The 21,960-nt window shown below is 60.4% G+C and carries 16 protein-coding genes; 7 read left to right on the top strand and 9 right to left on the bottom strand.

Going from position 1 to position 21,960, the window contains the following annotated elements:
• Positions 1–24 precede the first annotated feature (24 nt).
• The 3 genes from M5B97_RS25995 to M5B97_RS26005 all read right to left on the bottom strand — a co-directional run bounded on the left by M5B97_RS25995 (position 25) and on the right by M5B97_RS26005 (position 7,510).
• Positions 25–1,374: a DUF3999 domain-containing protein gene (locus M5B97_RS25995; protein ID WP_248733078.1), complete on the bottom strand. Its 1,350-nt coding sequence runs from the start codon at positions 1,372–1,374 to the stop codon at positions 25–27.
• Positions 1,374–4,892, bottom strand: a complete 3,519-nt coding sequence (locus M5B97_RS26000; protein WP_248733079.1) for a DUF2339 domain-containing protein — start codon at positions 4,890–4,892, stop codon at positions 1,374–1,376. Before M5B97_RS26000 ends, M5B97_RS25995 begins: the two co-directional genes overlap by 1 nt.
• 167 nt (positions 4,893–5,059) lie before the next feature.
• Positions 5,060–7,510, bottom strand: a complete 2,451-nt coding sequence (locus M5B97_RS26005; protein WP_248733080.1) for a glycogen/starch/alpha-glucan phosphorylase — start codon at positions 7,508–7,510, stop codon at positions 5,060–5,062.
• Between the two features lie 227 nt (positions 7,511–7,737).
• Here M5B97_RS26005 and M5B97_RS26010 point away from each other — a divergent pair, with 227 nt between their 5' ends.
• Entirely contained in the window at positions 7,738–8,172 is a 435-nt protein-coding gene (locus M5B97_RS26010) for a YkgJ family cysteine cluster protein (RefSeq protein WP_017529542.1), read from the top strand.
• Positions 8,173–8,366: 194 nt separating this feature from the next.
• Here the strand turns inward: M5B97_RS26010 and typA are convergent, their stop codons facing one another.
• The gene (typA, locus tag M5B97_RS26015; protein WP_034108771.1) at positions 8,367–10,187 is read right to left on the bottom strand and encodes a translational GTPase TypA; all 1,821 of its coding nucleotides are present in this window, start codon (positions 10,185–10,187) and stop codon (positions 8,367–8,369) included.
• 139 nt (positions 10,188–10,326) lie between these two features.
• The gene (thiI, locus tag M5B97_RS26020; RefSeq protein WP_134660416.1) at positions 10,327–11,781 is read right to left on the bottom strand and encodes a tRNA uracil 4-sulfurtransferase ThiI; all 1,455 of its coding nucleotides are present in this window, start codon (positions 11,779–11,781) and stop codon (positions 10,327–10,329) included.
• Between the two features lie 333 nt (positions 11,782–12,114).
• On the opposite strand from thiI, the gene glnA reads away from it, so the two are divergent.
• The 4 genes from glnA to ntrC all read left to right on the top strand — a co-directional run bounded on the left by glnA (position 12,115) and on the right by ntrC (position 17,103).
• Positions 12,115–13,521 carry a glutamate--ammonia ligase gene (gene glnA / locus M5B97_RS26025; RefSeq protein ID WP_024072899.1) on the top strand — a complete coding sequence of 469 codons (1,407 nt, stop codon included), beginning with the start codon at positions 12,115–12,117 and terminating at the stop codon, positions 13,519–13,521.
• A 217-nt stretch (positions 13,522–13,738) separates the two neighbouring features.
• Positions 13,739–14,275, top strand: coding sequence for a chorismate mutase (locus M5B97_RS26030; RefSeq protein ID WP_248733081.1), 537 nt, complete (start codon positions 13,739–13,741; stop codon positions 14,273–14,275).
• Between the two features lie 309 nt (positions 14,276–14,584).
• Positions 14,585–15,670, top strand: coding sequence for a nitrogen regulation protein NR(II) (gene glnL / locus M5B97_RS26035; protein ID WP_024072896.1), 1,086 nt, complete (start codon positions 14,585–14,587; stop codon positions 15,668–15,670).
• Positions 15,667–17,103 (top strand): nitrogen regulation protein NR(I), encoded by a 1,437-nt coding sequence (gene ntrC, locus M5B97_RS26040; protein ID WP_123716269.1) that lies wholly within the window; start codon positions 15,667–15,669, stop codon positions 17,101–17,103. The genes glnL and ntrC overlap by 4 nt, the downstream gene beginning before the upstream one ends.
• A 410-nt stretch (positions 17,104–17,513) precedes the next feature.
• On the opposite strand, the gene M5B97_RS26045 is transcribed toward ntrC, so the two are convergent.
• Positions 17,514–17,954, bottom strand: coding sequence for a hypothetical protein (locus tag M5B97_RS26045; RefSeq protein WP_248733082.1), 441 nt, complete (start codon positions 17,952–17,954; stop codon positions 17,514–17,516).
• On the opposite strand from M5B97_RS26045, the gene M5B97_RS26050 reads away from it, so the two are divergent.
• Entirely contained in the window at positions 17,953–18,408 is a 456-nt protein-coding gene (locus M5B97_RS26050) for a tRNA (cytidine(34)-2'-O)-methyltransferase (RefSeq protein ID WP_034095446.1), read from the top strand. The genes M5B97_RS26045 and M5B97_RS26050 overlap by 2 nt on opposite strands.
• A 113-nt stretch (positions 18,409–18,521) precedes the next feature.
• Here M5B97_RS26050 and secB read toward each other — a convergent pair whose 3' ends face one another.
• From secB to M5B97_RS26065, 3 genes are read right to left on the bottom strand one after another with little or no spacing between them, the layout of a single operon-like run.
• Positions 18,522–19,001: a protein-export chaperone SecB gene (gene secB / locus M5B97_RS26055; RefSeq protein WP_123716271.1), complete on the bottom strand. Its 480-nt coding sequence runs from the start codon at positions 18,999–19,001 to the stop codon at positions 18,522–18,524.
• A 42-nt stretch (positions 19,002–19,043) separates the two neighbouring features.
• Positions 19,044–19,295, bottom strand: coding sequence for a glutaredoxin 3 (gene grxC / locus M5B97_RS26060; RefSeq protein WP_134660414.1), 252 nt, complete (start codon positions 19,293–19,295; stop codon positions 19,044–19,046).
• A gap of 1 nt (position 19,296) precedes the next feature.
• Complete coding sequence (locus tag M5B97_RS26065) at positions 19,297–19,710, bottom strand: rhodanese-like domain-containing protein (RefSeq protein ID WP_123716273.1); 414 nt, start codon at positions 19,708–19,710, stop codon at positions 19,297–19,299.
• A gap of 151 nt (positions 19,711–19,861) precedes the next feature.
• On the opposite strand from M5B97_RS26065, the gene gpmI reads away from it, so the two are divergent.
• Positions 19,862–21,388 (top strand): 2,3-bisphosphoglycerate-independent phosphoglycerate mutase, encoded by a 1,527-nt coding sequence (gpmI, locus tag M5B97_RS26070; RefSeq protein WP_248733083.1) that lies wholly within the window; start codon positions 19,862–19,864, stop codon positions 21,386–21,388.
• The last annotated feature ends 572 nt before the right edge of the window (positions 21,389–21,960 follow it).

Consider the following 21,960-nt stretch of genomic DNA (forward strand, 5'->3'; position numbering starts at 1 on the left):
CAGAGGATTTAAACCCAACAGAGTTCAGGGGTTACCCTGAGGCTTGCGCAACAAACTGTAGGCCATGGCCCCCAGTGCCGCCACGCCCAACAGGAGCACAGCCCACAGACCGAACTTCTTCCAGTCGCTGCCCACTTCAGGCGAAACGGCTACGGCGGGGGTTTTGACCACAACCTCTCCCGTGACCATAGCCTGGCCCAATGTCTTGAGACGCTCAGCGCTGTAGTCGGGAATCAGCGTGGATAACGGCAAATTCGCCGCCTTCACCGAAGCATTGCCGAGCGCCAGGGTAAACGGCGGCTCGCCCCGCGCCAGGAATACCAATTGCGTGGCACGCACGGCAAAGCGCAGGGCCGGCGCTTCGACACCCAGCCCACCGCCCCGCTCGTCCACCTGCAACTTGAGCTCGGCAACGGCCACACCCGGCAACTGCAGCTCATCCTGCACCACATCCTGGCCATTGCGGGTCAGGCGATACAACAACCCATTGCTCAACGGCTGCCAGGCTTGACTGACTTCACGACGCCCCGACAAGGTCACCGGGGCCAACGTGTTGGGCTGCTTCAACTCCAGACGCAAGCGCTCGACATGCAGCCCCGTCGGCAGCTGCCAGCTGTATTCGCCGGCCTTGAGGCGCGAGCCCGACAACGGCTGCGACCACACCAACGGCATCGGCAGGCTGCTGCTGGTCGCGCTGACCAGCTTGGCCGAGGTCAACTGCGGCGCTGTCTGGCCCAGCCACACCAAACGCAGATAGCGCGCCGACTGCCCCGGCAAACTCACGTCATGCTGCTCGACCCGCTCGTCGGCAAACGACAAGCGTGCCACTTGGCCGTCACCCCAGGACTGCCAGTGCTGCAGATCATCACTGGCTTCAATGCTGAAACGCTGGAAGCCATCCTGCTCGCGGCTCCAGTCAAGGCTCAGTTGCTGCAATGGCGCCTTGATCGCACTGGCGTCCAGCACCCAACCGCGCAGCACCTGTTTTTCAGTCTTGATGGCCGGCCGAACCTCCAGCAAGGTGCCCTCGGTCGTGGATTTCATCACTACGCCGGGCAACGCCTGCTGCGTATCGGCGGCGTACAGCGGGAACCACTTCACATCGGCAACCTCACGGTTTTCAGTGCGCTGCGCAGATTGGCGCGACAACGCATAAGCCTGTGGCTCCCCGGCGGCGTTGAATACCCGCACATCACTGAGATCCGCCTGCCGCGCGCTCAGTTGCACCGCCAGCGGCAGCTCCAGGCGATACCAGGGGCCATTGCCGCTCACGGCCAGCGGCACGTGCGTGGTGAAGTCAGCCGGCCCTTCCTGCGCGTAAACCACCGAACACAGCATCCCTGCCAACAACCCACCCAGACTCAGCTTGCCCATCAAGAAGACGCTCCCTCGGTTTGAAGCACAGGTTCCGCGCGCCTGGGCGGCAGCGGTGCAAAATAGCCCACCACCAGCAACAGCCCGCCTACGCCGATAAACGATACGATCCGCGCCAGACCGCCACGGTTACTCAGTTCAACAAAGAACAGCTTGGCCACTACCACGGCAATCAGCGCCGCGCCGATCAGCCACACTTCGCGACGATGGCGCAGGTGACCGCCGATCATCAGACCGAGGGCGATCAAGGTCCAGACGATCGACAGCCCGGCCTGCACCAGCATCGACTCCAGCAACGCGTCCAAGTGAAACGGCACGCCGCCCCAATGGTGGGCGGTGCGCATCACCAAGGCCGTAAAGAACGCAAACAGCGAGCCCCCCGCGACACCCTGGGCGATCAGTTCGGCCCGCGGCCCGCGTTGCGGCGCCACACTGCGCGACCACAAGTACACCCCCAACAGCGCGAACAACAACCCCAGATCCAGCGGATTGAGCAGCGGCACATAGGGCAGCGGCCTGGCCGAGCCGTCGCTGAAGATATTCGCCAGCCAGAACCAGCCGAGCATCAACACCGCCAATGGCAATGCCGCCAGCACGCGGTACTCACGCGGATAAGCCGCTACCGGCCATGGCCAACGGCGTGGTGCGGCCGCCAACACCAGATACAGGCTTGGCAGCACGGCCCAACCCAGCCAGCGCCAGGCGTTGTACTCGCTCGACAGCAACAACAGGCCGTAACGTAGCTCCAGGGCCAGCACACCGATCAACATCCAGCAGCCAAGCACGTGAGCGATGCTCAACACCTTGCCTGGAATCACCGCAGCCAAACGACGCAGCGCAATGAAGTGCACCCCGAACACCGCCAGCCAGGCCAGCCAGCCATAGTGGGCCGCCGGGTGGTAATAGGCATGGGCGGACACCAGCAATACCAGGCCCGCCGCCGGCATCAGCAAGGTGCACAGCACACCCAACGAGGCCCAGCGCAAGCGTTCGGCCAACAGCGCCCAGATCGCCACGCTCACCGCCGCAATCGCCAGCAGGAACGGGCCTTGTATTTCATCAGGGACAAACCGCAACACTTCGCCGATCAACGCCAGCGCCCACCAGGCAGCCCCCCACACCAGCAACAGGTCGGAGAGACGTTGCAGTTTCAACACGCTAAACACCGGCGCATGGGGTTCACGCTGCAAGCGCCACGCGCCGACCAGGGCGGCAAGGCCCAAGACCATGGGGGTCCAGAAGCCGCTGTGGGCCAGAGGGCGCAAGCCGTCGCGGGTCAATGGCCCGAGCAGTTCCGGCACCGCCAGCAGGAATGAAGCGCCGCCGACCAGTTGCAACAGCAAGCCAAACACGAAGCTGACGCGCTGTTGCAGGTACAGGCTCAACCAGATGATCAACAAACCACTGGCCGCCCACACACCGCTGGCGCTTTCCCATGGCAGTACGAACAGCACCGCCAGGTTGATCAGCACCAGGCCGGCCAGCAATACCACCGACAGCCCGCGCAACAGCCGCACGTCGCTGCGAACCATGTCATCGCGCGCAGCCAGCAACATGCCGCCCACCAAGGCCAGGCCGATCAGCGAAGCCGTCAACAGGCCAGTCCAACCCGCATTGAACACCGCCGCCCCGTCACCGCCCTGCAAGCGCAACAGGAACAACGCGCCGCCCAGCAACTGCACGGCAAAGGCGGTAAACAGAAAGGTCCGCGAGCCGATGCGCAGGCCAATCAACAGCGTGACCAGACCGGCGATTGCCCAACTGATGGCCGTGCCCTGGGTCAGCCAAAACAACGGTGCGAGCAAATACAAGAAACTCAAGCCCAGGCTCGCCAATATCGGCAAGCCTTTGCGCTCCCAACCCGCCGCCTGTTCGGCCGACGCCTTGCGCAATTGGTCGAAGCTGAACAACAGAGCGGCGCCCAACAGCAATGCCCCCAGCGGTGCACCGTCAAGCAAGGTCAGCTCGCCCACCCGTAGCTCGCTGAGGAACGCCAGCGCCGCCCCCAACTGCAGCAACAGGCCAAATGCCCGCGCCAGCGGCCGCTGCTGACGCAGGCCCAGCCAGAAGATCCCTGCGCCTTCCACCGCCCAGGCTGCGGCTGTCCAGCGCGCGTCCAGGCCCAAGGGAATCGCCAGGCTGGCAAAGATCACCCCCAGCGCCAGGCAGGTTTCCGCCAGCAGCAAGGCGCGGCCGCCACTGAGCCATCGGGCCAGGCCCATGTAGATGATGCCCAGGCCCAATGCGCTGAAGGCAGCGGCAAATTCCAGATGCTGCACCAGCGCGAACTGCAGGCCGAAACCCACCAGCGGCGGGCCAAACAGCATACTGCCATCAACGTAATCGCCCTTGGCCGCCGACCAGCGCAACAACGCGCCACGGCTGTCGTCCTCGGGGGCGTCGCTCATCTCCCGCAATTTGCGGCGGGCGAACAACAGGCCAATCACCAGGTACATCAGGAAAAACAGCACCAGGAACGGCTCGGTGCTCCACAGCAGTTCCGGCGTATACGAGCGCATGCCCCAGGCAAAACCGATACCGAAGGTGCCGACGAACCCGATCAGATTTAGCAAGCGCCAAGCCTTGAACCAGGCGATGGCGAGGATGCCGGCGTTGAGCAATGCGAAATAGCTGAACAGCGCCACATGGTTACCGGCGCCGGTAGACGTAAGGATCGGCGCGGCAAAACCACCCAGCGCCGCCGCGCAAGCCAAGCCGAGAGCGTCCTGGGTAATCGCCAGAATCGCCGAGAACACCGTAACCGCCACGAGCAGGCCCAAGGCCGCGCCCGGATCAATCAGCGGGTGCAGGCGCATCGCGGCGAACACGGTCAGGTACAGCACCGCAATGCCGGTGCCTTGCAGCATCAAACCGTAGTTGCCATTGCGCAGTCGCAGCCACCAGCCCAGGCCCAGCAGGCCGATAGCGGCAGCGGCAACACCGGCATAACGCAACTCGATCGGCACCACCATGCCTTCGGTGGCATAACGAAGCAGGAACGCCAGGCCGAGAAACAGCAGCACCACGCCGACGCGCAATACGGTATTACCGCCGAACAGCCAGGTGCGCGCGCCGCTGATGGCGCGTTCGATCAGGTTAGGGCCGCGGGGAATGGCAGGCTCTTCAGGGCGAGGCGCTGGCGCAGGGGCCCAGACGTCGTCCGGCAGCGGCTGGCTCGCTTCGACGGCCAGGGTGATGGGGGTGATTTCGGCAGGCAGTTCCCAGACAAGCTCGGGCGCCTTGGTAACCGGTGCCGGCTCAGGGGCAGGCGTTTCTACGATGACAGTGTTCGTCGGCACCGGGACTTCCAGTTGCCGCAGGCGCTCACCCAATGCGATCAGCGCCTTCTGCGTGGTTTCCAACTGACTCGCCTGCTGTTGCGCCTGGGCCGCAAGCTGCGACAGGCGAATCGCCTGGCCAATGCCCAAGCCCAGCAGCGCACCGATACCCGCATCACTGAACGACTCATCGAGTGTCCAGCCGAGCACCAGGCCAATCAGCATGAAAATCCATTGCATGGTCGATATCCCTAAGCAGCCCGAGGCGGGCAAACCGGGCCTAGTATATCGACGCGCGGCCAATGTGGGAGAGGGCTTGCTGCCGATAACCGTGCACCGGTCGACATATCAGTCAACGGGCAAGCCGCTATCGGGAGCAAGCCCCCTCACATTGTGAACAGCAGTATTTAATCCAGTGCTTTCCAGATCTCGGTGGCGTACTCCCTGATGGTGCGATCCGAGGAGAACCAGCCCATCCGCGCCGTATTCAGCACCGCCGAACGCCACCATTCCTTGGAGTCATGCCAATGCGCCTCGACCCGCGCCTGGGCATCCCAGTAGGAATCGAAGTCGGCACACACCAGGAAGCGGTCGTAATTGATCAGCCCGTCGATCAACCCCACATAGCGCCCCGGGTCATCCGGCGAAAACACCCCGCCACGAATCGCCTGCAGCACATCATTGAGGCGGTGCGACCCGGCAATATCGGCGCCTGCATGGAACTCACCGGCATGCTTGCGCGCCTCCACCTGCTGCGCGCTGAGGCCGAAGATGAACATGTGCTCGGCGCCGACGCGCTCGTGCATCTCCACGTTGGCGCCGTCCATGGTGCCGATGGTCAACGCGCCGTTGAGACCGAACTTCATGTTGCTGGTGCCCGAGGCCTCGAAGCCGGCGGTGGAAATCTGCTCGGACAAGTCCGCCGCCGGAATGATGCTTTCCGCCAGGCTGACGTTGTAGTTGGGCAGGAACACCACTTTGAGCAAACCACGCACGGTCGGGTCGTTGTTGACGGTACGGGCGATATCGTTCGTCAGTTTGATGATCAGCTTGGCCTGGTGGTAACTGGCCGCCGCTTTGCCCGAGAAGATTTTTACCCGTGGCACCCAGTCAGTTTCCGGCTCGGCGCGGATCGCCTGGTACAACGCCACGGTGTGCAACAGGTTGAGCAGTTGGCGCTTGTATTCGTGGATGCGCTTGACCTGCACATCGAACATCGCCGCCGGGTTGACCGCAATGCCCAGCCGCTCGTGAATGATCTCGGCCAGTGCGCGCTTGCTGTGCAGGCGTTGCTCGGCGAAGGCTTTGCGGAAGGTTTGCTTCTCGGCAAACGGCTCCAGTTCGACCAGGCGCTCTTCGGGCTTGTCGAGGATATCGGGGCCCAGTGCTTCCACCAGCATCGCGGTGAGCTTGGGGTTGGCCTGGTACAACCAGCGGCGGAAAGTGATGCCGTTGGTTTTGTTGTTGATGCGCTCCGGGTACAGCTTGTGCAGTTCGGAAAACACCGTGCTGCGCATCAATTGGGTGTGTAGGCCGGACACGCCGTTGACGCTATGGGAGCCAAGGAACGCCAGGTTACCCATGCGCACGCGGCGGCCGTTGTCTTCTTCGATCAGCGACACCGCACGCAGCACATCGAAATCGTGGATGCCTTTGGCGCGCAGCGAGTCGATATGCTGGGCGTTGATCAGGTAGATGATCTGCATGTGCCGGGGCAGCATGCGCTCCATCAGGCCGACCGGCCAGGTTTCCAGGGCCTCGGGCAGCAAGGTGTGGTTGGTGTACGACAGCGTTTCCACGGTGACGTCCCACGCTGCTTCCCACGGAATGTCGTGCAGATCGACCAGTTGGCGCATCAATTCGGCCACGGCGATGGATGGGTGGGTATCGTTGAGTTGGATGGCGGCGTGTTCGCCCAGGCTCAGCACCGAGCCGTGCATGTTTTTATGCCGGCGCAACAGGTCCTGCAACGAGGCCGCGACAAAGAAATACTCCTGGCGCAGGCGCAACTCTTGCCCCGCTTCGGTGCTGTCGGCCGGGTAAAGCACGCGCGAGATACTTTCCGCGCGGGCGACCTCGGCCACGGCGCCCAGGTGGTCACCGGCGTTGAAGCGCTCCAGGTGCAGGTCTTCCACCGCTCGCGCGCGCCAGAGGCGCAAGGTGTTGACGCTCGCGCCACGCCAGCCGACCACCGGCGTGTCGTAGGCAACCGCGCGCACGGTTTCGTTGGGCGTCCACACCTGGATCATCTTCCCGGACGGGTCGGCCAGGGTTTCGACGCTGCCGCCAAAGCCGATTGGGTAAATCACTTCGGCCCGCTCGAACTCCCACGGGTTACCGAAATCCAGCCAGCGCTCGGTCTGCTCCTGCTGCCAGCCATCGACTATCGCCTGGCGGAACAACCCGTGCTCGTAACGAATGCCATAACCATGGCCGGCAATGCCCAAGGTTGACATGCTTTCCATGAAACACGCCGCCAGGCGGCCCAGGCCACCGTTACCAAGCGCCGCGTCGGGCTCCAGCAGGCGGATGCGTTCAAGGTCCACACCGAGCTCGGACAGCGCCTCACGGGCGATTTCCAGAATGCCTAGGTTGCTCAGGCTGTCGTAGAGCAAGCGGCCGATGAGAAATTCCAGTGAGAGGTAGTACACCCGCTTCTGGCCTTTGCGATAAATGCGCCGGGTGTGGTCCATCCAGTGGTCGACCATCTGGTCGCGGGCGGCCAGGGCAATGGCTTCGAACCAGTCATGGTCGAAGGCGTGGTCGGGATCTTTACCCACCGCGTAGGTGAGTTTGGTCAAGACAGCCTCGCGAAATGCGGCTACCTCTGCTTCTCGTGCAAGCGGTTCCTGAGACATCGGTGCGACCTCGGGCGAGATAGAAGGAGTTGCTAGAGCCTAGTCGGTCTGACAGACGGTAGACGTGCAGGTTCGGCAGTTTTTTTACTCATTCACCTTTGTGCGAATTTGATGCAGGGGTCGTGCCCGATCAGCCTTTGAGCTGAAACCCGCAAAATATTGTTCAAAAAACCACCAATCCCGGTATGATCGCGCGCCCGGACACAGCCCCACCTTTTGGAAACCCGATGAAGCCTCAACTGATCGCCGCCGCGGAACTCGACCGTCTCGAGACCTGGCAGAAATATTCCGCCCACATGTGCGGCGGCTGCGTGTCCAGCTGCTGCACGCTGCCGGTCGAAGTGAAGATCAAGGACCTGATCCGTATTGGCATCGTCGATGAGTTCGAGCGCGGCGACCCGCCGAAGAACATCGCCAAGCGTTTGCAGAAAGAAGGCATCGTCGAGCGCTTCAATTCCAAGTCCGAGATTTTTACCCTGCAGCGCATGAGCAACAACGATTGCCTGTACCTGGATCGTAAGACGCGCTTCTGCACTATTTATGACAAGCGCCCCGATACCTGCCGCAACCACCCGAAGATCGGGCCGCGGCCGGGGTATTGCGCGTATAAGCCCAAGGAAGTGGTGCGCGAAACCAAGTTCAAGACCCTCGACAAGTTCTGATCCAGGCCTTGCATTGTTTGAACGACTGTTTTTGCGAGCAAGCCAGCTCCTGGCCGTATTCATCCTGAAGAACGCGGTCGAATGCAGGAGCGGGCTTGGCTCGCGATGAGGCCGGCACAATCCCCATATTGCAGGCACAAAAAAACGCCCCCGGCCTTTCGACCGGGGGCGTTTTTCATTCAGCCTGAGCTAACTCAGTTCTTGGCTTTCTTGGCAGCGCGGGTACGCTCGCCTTCGTCCAGGATCTTCTTACGCAGGCGAATCGACTTAGGCGTGACTTCGCACAGCTCGTCGTCCTGGATGAATTCCAGAGCCTGTTCCAGGGTGAAGCGAACAGGTGGAACCAGAGCGATGGTTTCGTCTTTACCCGAAGCACGCATGTTGTCGAGCTTCTTGCCTTTGGTTGGGTTGACGCCCATGTCGTTGTCACGGCTGTTCAGACCAACGATCTGGCCGTTGTAGATCTCTTGACCGTGTTCAACGAACAGCTTGCCACGCGCCTGGAGGGTTTCCAGGGAGTAGGTCAGCGCCTTACCGGTTTCTACCGATACCAGAACACCGTTCTGACGGCCGGACATGTCGCCGGACTTCATGGTGTCGTAGCGATCGAAGATCGAGGTCAGGATGCCAGCACCGTTGGTCAGGGTCAGGAACTGGTTACGGAAACCGATCAGACCACGAGCAGGGATGTTGTATTCCAGACGCACACGGCCTTTGCCATCCGGCACCATGTTGGTCAGGTCGCCCTTACGCAGGCCCATCTCTTCCATGACCTTGCCCTGGGATTCTTCAGGGGTGTCGATGGTGACGTTTTCGAACGGTTCCTGCTTCACGCCGTCAACCTGACGGATGATCACTTCCGGACGACCAACACCCATTTCGAAGCCTTCGCGACGCATGGTTTCGATCAGTACCGAGAGGTGCAGCTCACCACGGCCGGAAACCTTGAACTTGTCAGCCGAGTCGCCTTCTTCAACGCGCAGTGCAACGTTGTACAGCAGCTCTTTGTCCAGACGTTCCTTGATGTTACGGGAGGTCACGAACTTGCCTTCTTTACCGCAGAAAGGCGAGTCGTTCACCTGGAAGGTCATGGAAACGGTTGGCTCGTCAACGGTCAGAGGCTTCATCGCTTCTACCGCGTCCGGGTGGCACAGGGTGTCGGAGATGAACAGCGAGTCCATACCGCTGATGCACACGATGTCGCCGGCCGCTGCTTCTTCAACGTCTACACGGTGCAGACCGTGGTGACCCATCAGCTTCAGGATACGACCGTTGCGCTTCTTGCCGTCAGCACCGATAGCCACGACTGGAGTGTTCGGCTTGACGCGACCACGAGCGATACGGCCAACACCGATAACACCCAGGAAGCTGTTGTAGTCCAGTGCGGAGATCTGCATCTGGAACGGACCGTCACGGTCAACCGCCGGCGCTGGTACGTTGTCGACGATCGACTGGTACAGCGGGGTCATGTCTTCAGCCATGTCGGTGTGGTCCAGACCGGCAATACCGTTCAGGGCCGAGGCGTAGACGACTTTGAAGTCCAGCTGTTCTTCGGTGGCACCCAGGTTGTCGAACAGGTCGAAGATCTGGTCCAGAACCCAGTCCGGACGTGCGCCTGGACGGTCAACCTTGTTGATGCACACGATCGGACGCAGGCCGGCTTCGAAAGCCTTCTTGGTCACGAAACGGGTTTGCGGCATAGGGCCGTCTTGAGCGTCAACCAGCAGCAGAACGGAGTCAACCATCGACATTACGCGTTCTACTTCGCCGCCGAAGTCGGCGTGGCCCGGGGTATCCACGATGTTGATGTGGTAGCCGTTCCAGTTGATGGCGGTGTTTTTTGCCAGGATGGTAATACCGCGCTCTTTTTCCTGGTCGTTGGAGTCCATCACGCGCTCGTCGTTGAGCTCGTTGCGCTCCAGGGTGCCGGATTGACGCAGGAGTTTGTCTACCAGGGTGGTTTTACCATGGTCAACGTGAGCAATGATGGCGATGTTACGTAGATTTTCGATCACTTGTGTATCTCGATCAGAGGATTCGGTGTGCTGACAGGTCGTGGCAGCGATTAACAATAGAGTCAGGCCTTGCCGTTACAGCTTGACGGCAGAGTCGGGGGGCCGGTGACGCAGGCCACAGGCAAACAGCCCCGGGCTCTTAGCTCGGTCGATAAACGCGCACATTGGCATACCCCTCACTGAGCAAATGGTGGGCATGCAGGCGACTCATCACGCCTTTGTCGCAATACAGCAGGTACTGACGGCTGTTATCCAGTTCCTTGAAACGCGCGTTCAGTGCGTAGAACGGCAGCGTTTGCACGTCGATGCCGGCAATTTCCAGCGGCTCGTCCTCAGCGGAATCCGGATGACGGATATCGATGACGATCTGACCGGCCAGAGCCTCGCTGACTTCTTCGATCTGTACATCCTGGCCCAATTCATCGATCACGCGATCGATCGGCACCAGCTTGGCATTCTCGAGCGCACGCTCCAGAACCGCCATGTCGAATTCTTTCTCTTCATGCTCCACGCGGTGACGCTTGGCGTGGGTCTTGGGGTTCACCGAAATGACCCCGCAGTACTCGGGCATGTGCTTGGCGAAGTCGGCGGTGCCGATTTCTTCCGCCAGGTCGATGATGTCCTGCTTGTGGCTGGCGATCAGCGGGCGCAACACCAGCTTGTCGGTCACGCAATCGATCAGCGACAGGTTCGGCAGCGTCTGGCTCGACACCTGGGAGATCGCCTCGCCGGTCACCAGCGCGTCGATATGCAGGCGGTCGGCAATGCTCGACGCGGCGCGCAACATCATACGCTTCAATACCACGCCCATATGACTGTTATCGACTTTGCCGAGAATTTCGCCCAACACTTCCTCGAAGGGCACGCTCACAAATAGCACGCGTTGGGAGCTGCCGTACTTCTTCCAGATAAAGTGCGCAACTTCCATCACGCCCAATTCGTGGGCACGCCCGCCCAGATTAAAGAAGCAGAAGTGGCTCATCAGGCCGCGACGCATGATCTGGTAGGCCGCCACCGTGGAATCGAAACCGCCGGACATCAATACCAGGGTCTGTTCCAGGGCGCCCAGCGGGTAGCCGCCGATGCTGTTGTGCTGGCTATGGATCACGAACAACCGTTGGTCGCGAATTTCGATACGCACTTCGATTTCCGGCGATTTCAGCGAAATTCCGGCCGCGCCGCACTCACGACGCAGTTTGCTGCCGACGTATTTCTCAACGTCCATGGAGCTGAACGGATGTTTGCCGGCACGCTTGCAGCGCACGGAAAATATCTTGCCTTCAAGCGAGTGGCCGAAGTGCTGCTTGCACTTTTCGGTGATGTCGTCGAAGTCGCCCAGCGGGTACTCATCCACCTGCAGGAAATGCGCGATGCCCGGCATGCAGCTCAGGCGCTCGGTCATGTCCTTCAAGGCCTTGGCATCGGTCACACGGGTTTCCAGCTCGAGATTGTCCCACACGCCGTTCACCACCACAGCCGGGTCCAGGTCACGGAGCACGGCACGGATGTTCTTGGCCAATTGACGGATGAAACGCGTCCGTACCGGTCGGCTTTTAATGGTGATCTCGGGGAAGACTTTAACGATTAATTTCATGGAAACAGCGCGCGCCGGGCCTGCTGAAAAAGGGGGGCGCGGATTATAGCGGAAATCGCTCAAGGTTTAACCAGTTAATATGCACTGCACTTTCGACGCACCAAAACAGGTCATTTTCTTGAGATAGCGCCACATTGCAGTGCGAGATTTATTGCATTCGAGCGAATTGCACCGTTATAGGGGCCATTTTGAGGCAAAAAGACCATGTTGGCGCACTGGCATGCAATTTGCTCTCTTGTGAGGCAGGTTGCCATGGCGGACTATCCGCGCCGGCATCACCCACATTCTAAGGGCTAACTCCACTACCCAGCCCGAAGCCACCCGGAGGACACTATGTCGAAGTCGGTTCAACTCATCAAAGATCATGACGTTAAATGGATTGATCTGCGCTTCACGGACACCAAAGGTACTCAGCACCACGTGACCATGCCGGCGCGCGATGCGCTGGATGATGCTTTCTTCGAAGAAGGCAAAATGTTCGACGGTTCCTCCATCGCCGGCTGGAAAGGCATCGAAGCCTCCGACATGATCCTGATGCCGGACGACAGCACTGCCGTTCTCGACCCGTTCACCGAAGACCCAACCCTGATCATCGTCTGCGACGTGATCGAGCCTTCGACCATGCAGGGCTACGACCGCGACCCACGTGCGATCGCCAAGCGTGCCGAGGAATACCTGAAGTCCACGGGTATTGGTGACACCGTATTCGTAGGCCCGGAGCCAGAATTCTTCATCTTTGATTCGGTCAAGTTCAAGTCCGACATCTCCGGCTCCATGTTCAAAATCTTCTCCGAACAAGGTTCGTGGATGTCCGATCAGGACGTGGAAGGCGGCAACAAAGGCCACCGTCCAGGTATCAAAGGTGGCTACTTCCCAGTTCCGCCGTTCGACCACGACCACGAAATCCGTACCTCCATGTGCAACGCCATGGAAGAAATGGGCCTGGTCATCGAAGTTCACCACCACGAAGTGGCGACTGCCGGCCAGAACGAAATCGGCGTGAAGTTCAACACCCTGGTTGCCAAGGCTGACGAAGTTCAGACCCTGAAATACTGCGTACACAACGTGGCTGACGCCTACGGCCGTACCGCAACCTTCATGCCTAAGCCGCTGTACGGCGATAACGGTTCGGGTATGCACGTTCACCTGTCCATCGCCAAAGAAGGCAAGAACACCTTCGCCGGCGAAGGTTATGCCGGCCTGTCCGACACTGCCCTGTACTTCATCGGCGGTATCATCAAGCACGGTAAGGCCCTGAACGGCTTCACCAACCCGTCGACCAACTCCTACAAGCGTCTGGTCCCAGGCTTCGAAGCTCCGGTCATGCTGGCCTACTCGGCACGTAACCGTTCCGCTTCGATCCGTATTCCTTACGTATCCAGCCCGCGCGCGCGTCGTATCGAAGCCCGCTTCCCGGACCCGGCAGCCAACCCGTACCTGGCCTTCGCCGCTCTGGTAATGGCCGGCCTGGACGGTATCCAGAACAAGATCCACCCTGGCGACGCCGCCGACAAAAACTTGTACGACCTGCCGCCTGAAGAGGCCAAAGAGATCCCGCAAGTGTGTGGCAGCCTGAAGGAAGCCCTGGAAGAGCTGGACAAAGGCCGTGCGTTCCTGACCAAAGGCGGTGTATTCAGCGACGACTTCATCGACGCTTACATCGAGCTGAAAAGCGAAGAAGAAATCAAAGTACGCACCTTCGTGCACCCACTGGAATACGAGCTGTACTACAGCTGCTGATCCGGTAGCGCTGCTTGATGTAGCGTGACGAAAAAGACCTCCTTCGGGAGGTCTTTTTTTTGCGTAGGATTCAGCTGAGCGGACACCTGATGCCCTACACGTTCACTGTAGGCGCGAGCTGGCTCGCGAAAAACGCCAGGCCCCCGCATTGCTTCAACATTTACGCGTTATCGTTAGCGACCTTCGCGAGCCAGCTCGCTCCTACAGGGGATCTCCTTTGAAATTTCGATTCGTGTTTGCCTTGATGTTTGTCAGTGCCGCCGCATCGGCCGCGCCGCCCACGCTTGAACCATTGCTCAATAGCATCGCCGAACGCCTGGCCATCGCCGACCAGGTCGCCCTGAGCAAATGGGACAGCCACAAGCCGGTAGAAGACAAAAAGCGCGAACAAGAGGTGATCGCCAGCGTGGTCGCCCAAGCCCCCGGCTACAAACTGGACACCGCCGCCGCCGAGCAATTTTTCTCGGCGCAGATCGAAGCCAACAAGCTGGTGCAATACACCCTGCTGTCCGACTGGCAGTTCCAGGGCAAGGCACCCGACGACCCGCGTCCGGATCTGGTGAAGCAGATCCGCCCGCAATTGGACGAACTGCAAAAACGCCTGCTCCGGCAACTGGCGGACTTCGCCCCACAACGCACCGACCCGCAGTGCCCGCAATGGCTGGCACAGGCCGTCCATGAACCGTTGAACGACCCGATGCGGCAACTGGCGATGATTCGCGCTACGGCCGAGCTGTGCATCTACAAAGGCTAAGGCTGTAAACCCGCTCCAGGAATGTGGGAGGGCTTGCCCCTTCCACATTTGATTTGGGTGAATTCGCTGTTTGCTGAACAAGACCCACAAAACCGCACTATATTGGTGCGCGTGGTTGCACTCTTCCCCTCTGTCCAGCCCATTTTGGTTCGAAACTTCACGATCGAGCTGGCAGAACGCCACAGTTTCGCGCCTTAACCCCCCATTCCAGAGGTTTCGCGCTTCTTTTCGGAGCCTTGGTTTGGTTTTTGCATTTTCTCGGTATCAGCGTGAGCCTCAAGCCCGCGCCTTGCTCCAAAAGAGGTCCTGATGACCATCAGCGATGCACTGCACCGTTTGCTACTCGATAACCTGACCACCGCGACCATCCTGCTCAACGACGACCTGCGCCTTGAGTACATGAACCCGGCGGCGGAGATGCTCCTGGCGATCAGCGGCCAGCGCAGCCATGGGCAGTTCATCAGCGAATTGTTCACCGAGTCGGCCGAGGCCCTGAGCTCGTTGCGCCAGGCAGTGGAGCAGGCACACCCGTTCACCAAGCGCGAAGCGATGCTCACCGCCCTCACCGGCCAGACGCTGACCGTCGACTATGCCGTGACCCCGATCCTGAGCAACGGCGCCACTTTGCTGCTGCTGGAAGTGCACCCCCGCGACCGACTGCTGCGCATCACCAAGGAAGAAGCCCAGTTGTCCAAGCAGGAAACCAGCAAAATGCTGGTGCGCGGCCTGGCCCACGAGATCAAGAACCCCCTGGGCGGTATTCGCGGCGCGGCGCAATTGCTGGCCCGCGAGCTGCCGGACGAGCACCTCAAGGACTACACCAACGTCATCATCGAAGAAGCCGACCGCCTGCGTAACCTCGTAGACCGCATGCTCGGCTCCAACAAGCTGCCGTCCCTGGCGATGACCAACGTGCATGAGGTACTGGAGCGAGTCTGCCAGCTCGTAGAAGCCGAAAGCCAAGGCTGTATCACCCTGGTACGCGACTACGACCCAAGCATTCCCGACGTATTGATCGACCGCGAGCAGATGATCCAGGCGGTGCTCAATATCGTGCGCAACGCCATGCAAGCCATCAGCAGCCAGAACGAGCTGCGACTGGGCCGCATCAGCCTGCGTACACGTGCCCTGCGCCAGTTCACCATCGGCCACGTGCGCCATCGCCTGGTGACCAAGGTCGAGATCATCGACAACGGCCCGGGCATTCCCGCGGAACTTCAGGAAACCATCTTCTTTCCCATGGTCAGCGGCCGCCCGGACGGTACCGGGCTGGGCCTGGCCATTACCCAGAACATCATCAGCCAGCACCAGGGCCTGATCGAATGTGAAAGCCATCCCGGCCACACCACCTTCTCGATCTTTCTACCCCTGGAACAAGGAGCCCCATCGACATGAGCCGTAGTGAAACTGTGTGGATCGTCGATGACGACCGTTCTATCCGCTGGGTCCTCGAGAAAGCCTTGCAACAGGAAGGCATGGCCACCCAGAGCTTCGACAGCGCCGACGGGGTGATGAGCCGCCTGGCCCGCCAGCAGCCGGACGTGATCATCTCCGACATACGCATGCCCGGTGCCAGTGGCCTGGACTTGCTGGCGCGTATCCGTGAGCAGCACCCGCGCCTGCCGGTGATTATCATGACTGCGCACTCCGACCTGGACAGCGCTGTCGCGTCCTATCAGGGCGGCGCCTTCGAATACCTGCCCAAGCCGTTCGACGTGGACGAAGCGGTGGCACTGGTCAAGCGTGCGAACCAGCACGCCCAGGAACAGCAAAACCAGGAAGCCCCGCCCACCCTGACCCGCACCCCGGAAATCATCGGCGAAGCGCCGGCAATGCAGGAAGTTTTTCGTGCCATCGGGCGTTTGAGCCACTCCAACATCACCGTGTTGATCAACGGCGAATCGGGCACCGGCAAAGAACTGGTGGCCCATGCCCTGCACCGTCACAGCCCACGGGCGGCCTCGCCGTTCATCGCACTGAACATGGCGGCGATTCCAAAGGACTTGATGGAGTCCGAGCTGTTCGGCCATGAGAAAGGCGCATTCACCGGTGCCGCCAACCTGCGTCGCGGCCGCTTTGAACAGGCCGATGGCGGCACGCTGTTCCTCGACGAAATCGGCGACATGCCGGCCGACACCCAAACCCGCTTGCTGCGCGTTTTGGCGGACGGTGAGTTCTACCGTGTCGGCGGGCATACACCGGTCAAAGTGGACGTGCGCATCATCGCCGCGACCCATCAGAACCTGGAAACCCTGGTGCATGCGGGCAAATTCCGTGAAGACTTGTTCCACCGTCTGAATGTAATCCGCATCCACATCCCGCGTATGTCGGATCGCCGTGAAGACATCCCGACGCTCGCCCGCCACTTCCTCAGCCGCGCAGCCCAGGAGCTGGCCGTCGAACCGAAGCTGCTTAAAAGCGAGACCGAGGAATACCTGAAGAACCTGCCGTGGCCCGGCAACGTGCGCCAGTTGGAAAATACTTGCCGCTGGATCACGGTGATGGCGTCCGGCCGTGAAGTGCATATCAGCGACCTGCCGCCGGAACTGTTGAGCCTGCCGCAGGATTCGGCCCCCGTGACCAACTGGGAACAGGCGCTGCGCCAATGGGCCGATCAGGCCTTGGCACGTGGCCAGTCGAACTTGCTGGACAGCGCCGTGCCGGCCTTCGAGCGGATCATGATCGAAACCGCCCTGAAGCACACCGCCGGCCGCCGCCGCGACGCCGCTGTGCTGCTGGGCTGGGGCCGCAATACCCTGACTCGCAAGATCAAGGAGCTGGGGATGAAAGTCGACGGTGGTGACGATGACGAGGGCGATGACGCCTGAATCTCAGCCCCACATTGCGTGCACCGCTTCAATGCACCATGAACCGGCATCGCGCACGATTCGAAAGCCCGTAAGCCTGGCTCTACTGGTGTTTTGAGACACTCGAAAAAACCAAAGCCCCGTATTCCGGGGCTTTGCGCTTTCTGGAAAAAATTTTCGGCACAGATTTCCAGTTCTGGCACGCGCCCTGCAATACCCCTGGTACTACCCAGTTTCGGGGACCTTGGTACAGGCAGGCCGAGAATCCCCTCTTTAACACCGAAGCCTTCGTGGCTTCACCCAGTTTTGGGAGCCCTGGTACAGGCAGGCCGGGAACTCCCTTCTTTACACCCGAGGCTTATGCGGCACAGCGCCCGCAGCAGCCGCCCGTTTTGGGGACCTTGGTACAGGCAGGCCGGGGATTCCCTCTTTTATTGCTCCTGGAGATGGATCTCCAATCGCCAGCGGCCATCGGCCTCATCCCCTTTCCACTCCCCGAGTAAGGGCCGAGCGGCCACCAGGTTCAGCAGCAAGCCGCCATCGGTCTTGCGCACGCGCCAGTTCACATCCTTGTCGTTGACCTTGAGTTGCCCCGCGGCGGCCTTGCCCTGGGCCTCGAACAGCAGCGCCACGGTGCCGTCGATATGCTCGCCGTGCAGCTTGGGTTCGCTGTTGAACCACACCACCAAGCCGTCCGCCTGTGCCTCTACCTGCTGTAACTCGACGGGATCGGACGTGGTCAGGCGGCCGATCATCAAGCCAATCATCAGACCGACAATCGCTAAAGAGCCCATGACCCGCGGCAATAGCTTCGGCCTTGGGTCGTCTTCAGGGGTAGAATGCAGCGCATCTTTGCCTTCGGAGCCGTGCATGTTTCACGTCATCCTTTTTCAACCAGAAATTCCGCCGAATACCGGCAACGTTATCAGGCTGTGCGCCAACAGTGGCTGCCACCTGCATTTGATCGAACCGCTGGGCTTCGACATGGACGACAAGCGTCTGCGCCGCGCCGGTTTGGACTACCACGAGTACGCCACCCTCAAGCGTCATGCTGACCTCGCCAGTTGCCTGGAAAGCCTGGGCCACCCGCGCCTGTTCGCGTTCACCACCAAAGGCTCGCGGCCATTTCATGATGCCAGCTTTGCCGAAGGCGACGCCTTCCTGTTCGGCCCGGAAAGCCGTGGCCTGCCGGCCGATGTACTCGACGCCCTGCCCGACGGCCATCGTCTGCGCTTGCCGATGCGTGAGGGCTGCCGCAGCCTGAACCTGTCGAATACCGTAGCCGTGGCTGTCTATGAAGGCTGGCGGCAACTCGGTTTCAAGTAATACACAAACAAATGTGGGAGGGGGCTTGCCCCCGATGACGGAGTGCCAGTCGACACTTATGTGACTGGTCCTCCGCTATCGGGAGCAAGCCCCCTCCCACATTGGGTTCGAAATTACTGAACCGTCGACGAACCTTCCTGTTGCATGCGCTGCAGCTCTTGAGCGTACAGGGCATCGAAGTTCACCGGAGCCAGCATCAGCGCCGGGAACGAGCCACGGGTAACCAGGCTGTCCAGGGTCTCACGGGCATACGGGAACAGAATGTTCGGGCAGAAAGCACCCAGGGTGTGGCTCATTGACGCTTCGTCCAGGCCCTGGATCAGGAAGATACCGGCCTGTTGCACTTCAGCGATGAAGGCCACTTCGTCGCCGTTCTTGACGGTTACCGACAGGGTCAGCACGACTTCGTGGAAGTCGGCTTCCAGGGCTTTCTGGCGGGTGTTCAGGTCCAGCGCAACGCTTGGGGTCCATTCCTGACGGAAGATGGCCGGGCTTTTCGGCGCTTCGAACGACAGGTCACGCACGTAAATGCGCTGCAGCGAGAATTGTGGGCCTTGGGCTTCTGCCGCTTCGGTGTTCTGTTGGTCAGTCATCGCAGATCCTTCTTAATCTTGGGGTCTTTTAGGGTTTGGGAGTCAGCCGAGCAGCGCATCGAGCTTACCGGCGCGCTCCAGAGCGAACAGGTCATCGCAACCACCGATGTGCCTGGCGCCGATCCAGATCTGCGGCACGGACGTGCGCCCCGCTTTCTGGGCCATTTCGGCACGCACCTGAGGTTTGCCGTCGACCTTGATCTCTTCGAAGGCAACGCCCTTCTTCTCAAGCAGGGCCTTGGCCCGCATGCAGTAAGGGCACCAATCGCTGGAATACACGACAACCTGGCTCATATCACTTCACCAGCGGCAGGTTATCGGCCTTCCAGCTGCCGATACCGCCGGACAGTTTGGCGGCGGTGAAACCGGCCTTGAGCATTTCGCGGGCGTGGGTGCCGGCGTGCTGGCCTTGGGCGTCGACCAGAATGATGGTCTTGGCTTTGTATTTTTCCAGCTCGGCCAGGCGTGCGATCAGCTTGTCCTGCGGAATGTTCAGGGCGCCAACGATGTGGCCGCCGGCAAAATCCTTGGCCGGGCGAATATCCACGACAACGGCTTCATCCTTGTTGACCAGCGCGGTCAGCTCCGACGTGCTCAGGCTGCGGCCACCGCGGCTCATTTCATGAGCGATCAGCAGCGCCAGCAGGATGACAAAGGCACCCGCGAGCAGGTAGTGGGCAGTGGCAAATGCAATCAGGTGATCAACCATCAAGGAGGTTCCAGGGCGTTAAAATGGCGGTAAGTATACACAGCCGCCAGGGGGGGCCAACCCCCGTAAAGCGGTGACGTGGTGGGAACTTCGCTTTAAACTGCCACTCCCTTTTCAATTGTCTTCCTTTATTAGCGCCACGAGAGGATCTATGACTACTACGCCTAAACCTTTGGTCCTGATAATTCTCGATGGCTTCGGACACAGCGAAAGCCACCACGACAACGCCGTGTATTCGGCCAACAAGCCCGTGCTGGACCGCCTGACCGCCACTGTGCCCAATGGCCTGATCTCCGGCTCCGGCATGGACGTGGGCCTGCCGGACGGTCAGATGGGCAACTCGGAAGTCGGCCACATGAACCTCGGCGCCGGACGAGTGGTATACCAAGACTTCACACGTGTGACCAAAGCGATTCGCGATGGCGAGTTCTTCGAGAACCCGACCATCTGCGCGGCGGTGGATAAAGCAGTCGCGGCCGGCAAGGCCGTGCACTTCATGGGCTTGCTCTCCGACGGTGGCGTTCACAGCCACCAGGATCACCTGGTCGCCATGGCCGAACTGGCCTTCAAGCGCGGCGCCGACAAGATTTACCTGCATGCCTTCCTCGACGGCCGCGACACCCCGCCGAAAAGCGCGCAATCGTCCATCGAACTGCTGGACGCCACCTTCGCCGCCCTTGGCAAGGGCCGCATCGCCAGCCTGGTGGGCCGTTACTTCGCCATGGACCGCGACAACCGTTGGGACCGCGTGTCCCAGGCTTACAACCTGATCGTCAATGGCCAGGCCGAATTCAACGCAGCCACCGCACAGGAAGGTCTGCAAGCTGCATACGAGCGTGGCGAGAGCGATGAGTTCGTCAAAGCCACCACCATCGGTGAGCCGGTGAAAGTGGAAGACGGCGATGCCGTGGTGTTCATGAACTTCCGGGCCGACCGTGCCCGCGAGCTGAGCCACGTGTTCGTCGACAAAGGTTTCAAGGACTTCGAGCGCTCGCGCCAGCCCAACGTCGAGTTCGTGATGCTGACCCAATACGCCGCCAATATCCCGGCCCCCTCGGCATTTGCGCCGGGCAGCCTGGAAAACGTGCTGGGCGACTATCTCGCGAAAAACGGCAAGACCCAGCTGCGCATCGCCGAAACCGAGAAATATGCCCACGTGACCTTCTTCTTCTCCGGTGGCCGCGAAGAGCCGTTCCCAGGCGAAGAACGCATCCTGATCCCGTCACCGAAAGTCGCCACCTACGACCTGCAACCGGAGATGAGCGCGCCGGAAGTGACCGACAAGATCGTTGATGCCATCGACCACCAGCGTTATGACGTGATCGTGGTCAACTATGCCAACGGCGACATGGTTGGCCACAGCGGCAACCTGGAAGCAGCGATCAAAGCCGTTGAATGCCTGGACACCTGTGTCGGCCGTATCGTCGACGCCCTGGAAAAAGTCGGTGGCGAAGCGCTGATCACTGCCGACCACGGCAACTGCGAACAGATGTCCGACGAATCGACCGGCCAGGCCCACACGGCACACACCACCGAACCGGTACCGTTCATCTATGTCGGCAAGCGCGACCTGAAAGTACGCGAAGGCGGCGTGCTGGCGGACGTGGCACCGACCATGCTCAAGCTGATGGGGCTGGAGAAGCCTAAAGAGATGACTGGGACGTCAATTCTGGTCTGAAGTTTGGGGGTTGCTCAAAGCGAGTAGCACGTCAACACTGGACCTGAGCGCGAAACCAGTTGCCTCCAGCGGCAATAACTGGCGTAGGAACCCCGTTGATGGCTGGACGTCAGCGTAGGGTGAGACCTCCACCTCCCTGCTTGAGGGTGTGTATATGAATATCAAGCGCGCTAACTTAGGGCAGTTCGAGAGAGCTGCCCTTTTCTTTGCCCGTTATAAAAGTTGGTAGCGCTTGTACGGCAGCTCTCCATGACGACGCGTGTTCAGTGCCTTGGCGTCGGTCTGCATGAAATTCCACAATACATTGCCTGCTCGGATATTCACGACAACCAGCATTTGCCGCTTGGTTTCATAAGCTCCAACGAAAAGCCCGATCGAGGCTTCGCAGGTCGGGCAACTCGTAATCGAGCCAGGTTTGCTAAATGCCAGTCAGTTAAGGATGAGCATAGTCACTGTGGCGAGGGAGCTTGCTCCCGCTGGGTCGCGAAGCGGCCCCAGATTTGGACTTGAAAAGACTGGGCCTGCTACGCAGCCCAACGGGAGCAAGCTCCCTCGCCACAAGTTACTCGTTG

Source organism: Pseudomonas sp. MWU13-2517, assembly GCF_023242545.1.
In the GTDB taxonomy this organism is placed as follows: domain Bacteria; phylum Pseudomonadota; class Gammaproteobacteria; order Pseudomonadales; family Pseudomonadaceae; genus Aquipseudomonas.

Excerpts from the sequence above, each read along its gene's own strand:
- M5B97_RS26045 (WP_248733082.1), bottom strand. The coding sequence starts at position 17,954 with ATGCACGGCTCCGAAGGCAAAGATGCGCTGCATTCTACCCCTGAAGAC.
- grxC (WP_134660414.1), bottom strand. The coding sequence starts at position 19,295 with ATGAGCCAGGTTGTCGTGTATTCCAGCGATTGGTGCCCTTACTGCATG.
- M5B97_RS26000 (WP_248733079.1), bottom strand. The coding sequence starts at position 4,892 with ATGCAATGGATTTTCATGCTGATTGGCCTGGTGCTCGGCTGGACACTC.
- ntrC (WP_123716269.1), top strand. The coding sequence starts at position 15,667 with ATGAGCCGTAGTGAAACTGTGTGGATCGTCGATGACGACCGTTCTATC.
- secB (WP_123716271.1), bottom strand. The coding sequence starts at position 19,001 with ATGACTGACCAACAGAACACCGAAGCGGCAGAAGCCCAAGGCCCACAA.
- M5B97_RS26050 (WP_034095446.1), top strand. The coding sequence starts at position 17,953 with ATGTTTCACGTCATCCTTTTTCAACCAGAAATTCCGCCGAATACCGGC.
- gpmI (WP_248733083.1), top strand. The coding sequence starts at position 19,862 with ATGACTACTACGCCTAAACCTTTGGTCCTGATAATTCTCGATGGCTTC.
- M5B97_RS26005 (WP_248733080.1), bottom strand. The coding sequence starts at position 7,510 with ATGTCTCAGGAACCGCTTGCACGAGAAGCAGAGGTAGCCGCATTTCGC.
- M5B97_RS26065 (WP_123716273.1), bottom strand. The coding sequence starts at position 19,710 with ATGGTTGATCACCTGATTGCATTTGCCACTGCCCACTACCTGCTCGCG.
- glnA (WP_024072899.1), top strand. The coding sequence starts at position 12,115 with ATGTCGAAGTCGGTTCAACTCATCAAAGATCATGACGTTAAATGGATT.
- glnL (WP_024072896.1), top strand. The coding sequence starts at position 14,585 with ATGACCATCAGCGATGCACTGCACCGTTTGCTACTCGATAACCTGACC.
- thiI (WP_134660416.1), bottom strand. The coding sequence starts at position 11,781 with ATGAAATTAATCGTTAAAGTCTTCCCCGAGATCACCATTAAAAGCCGA.
- M5B97_RS26010 (WP_017529542.1), top strand. The coding sequence starts at position 7,738 with ATGAAGCCTCAACTGATCGCCGCCGCGGAACTCGACCGTCTCGAGACC.
- M5B97_RS25995 (WP_248733078.1), bottom strand. The coding sequence starts at position 1,374 with ATGGGCAAGCTGAGTCTGGGTGGGTTGTTGGCAGGGATGCTGTGTTCG.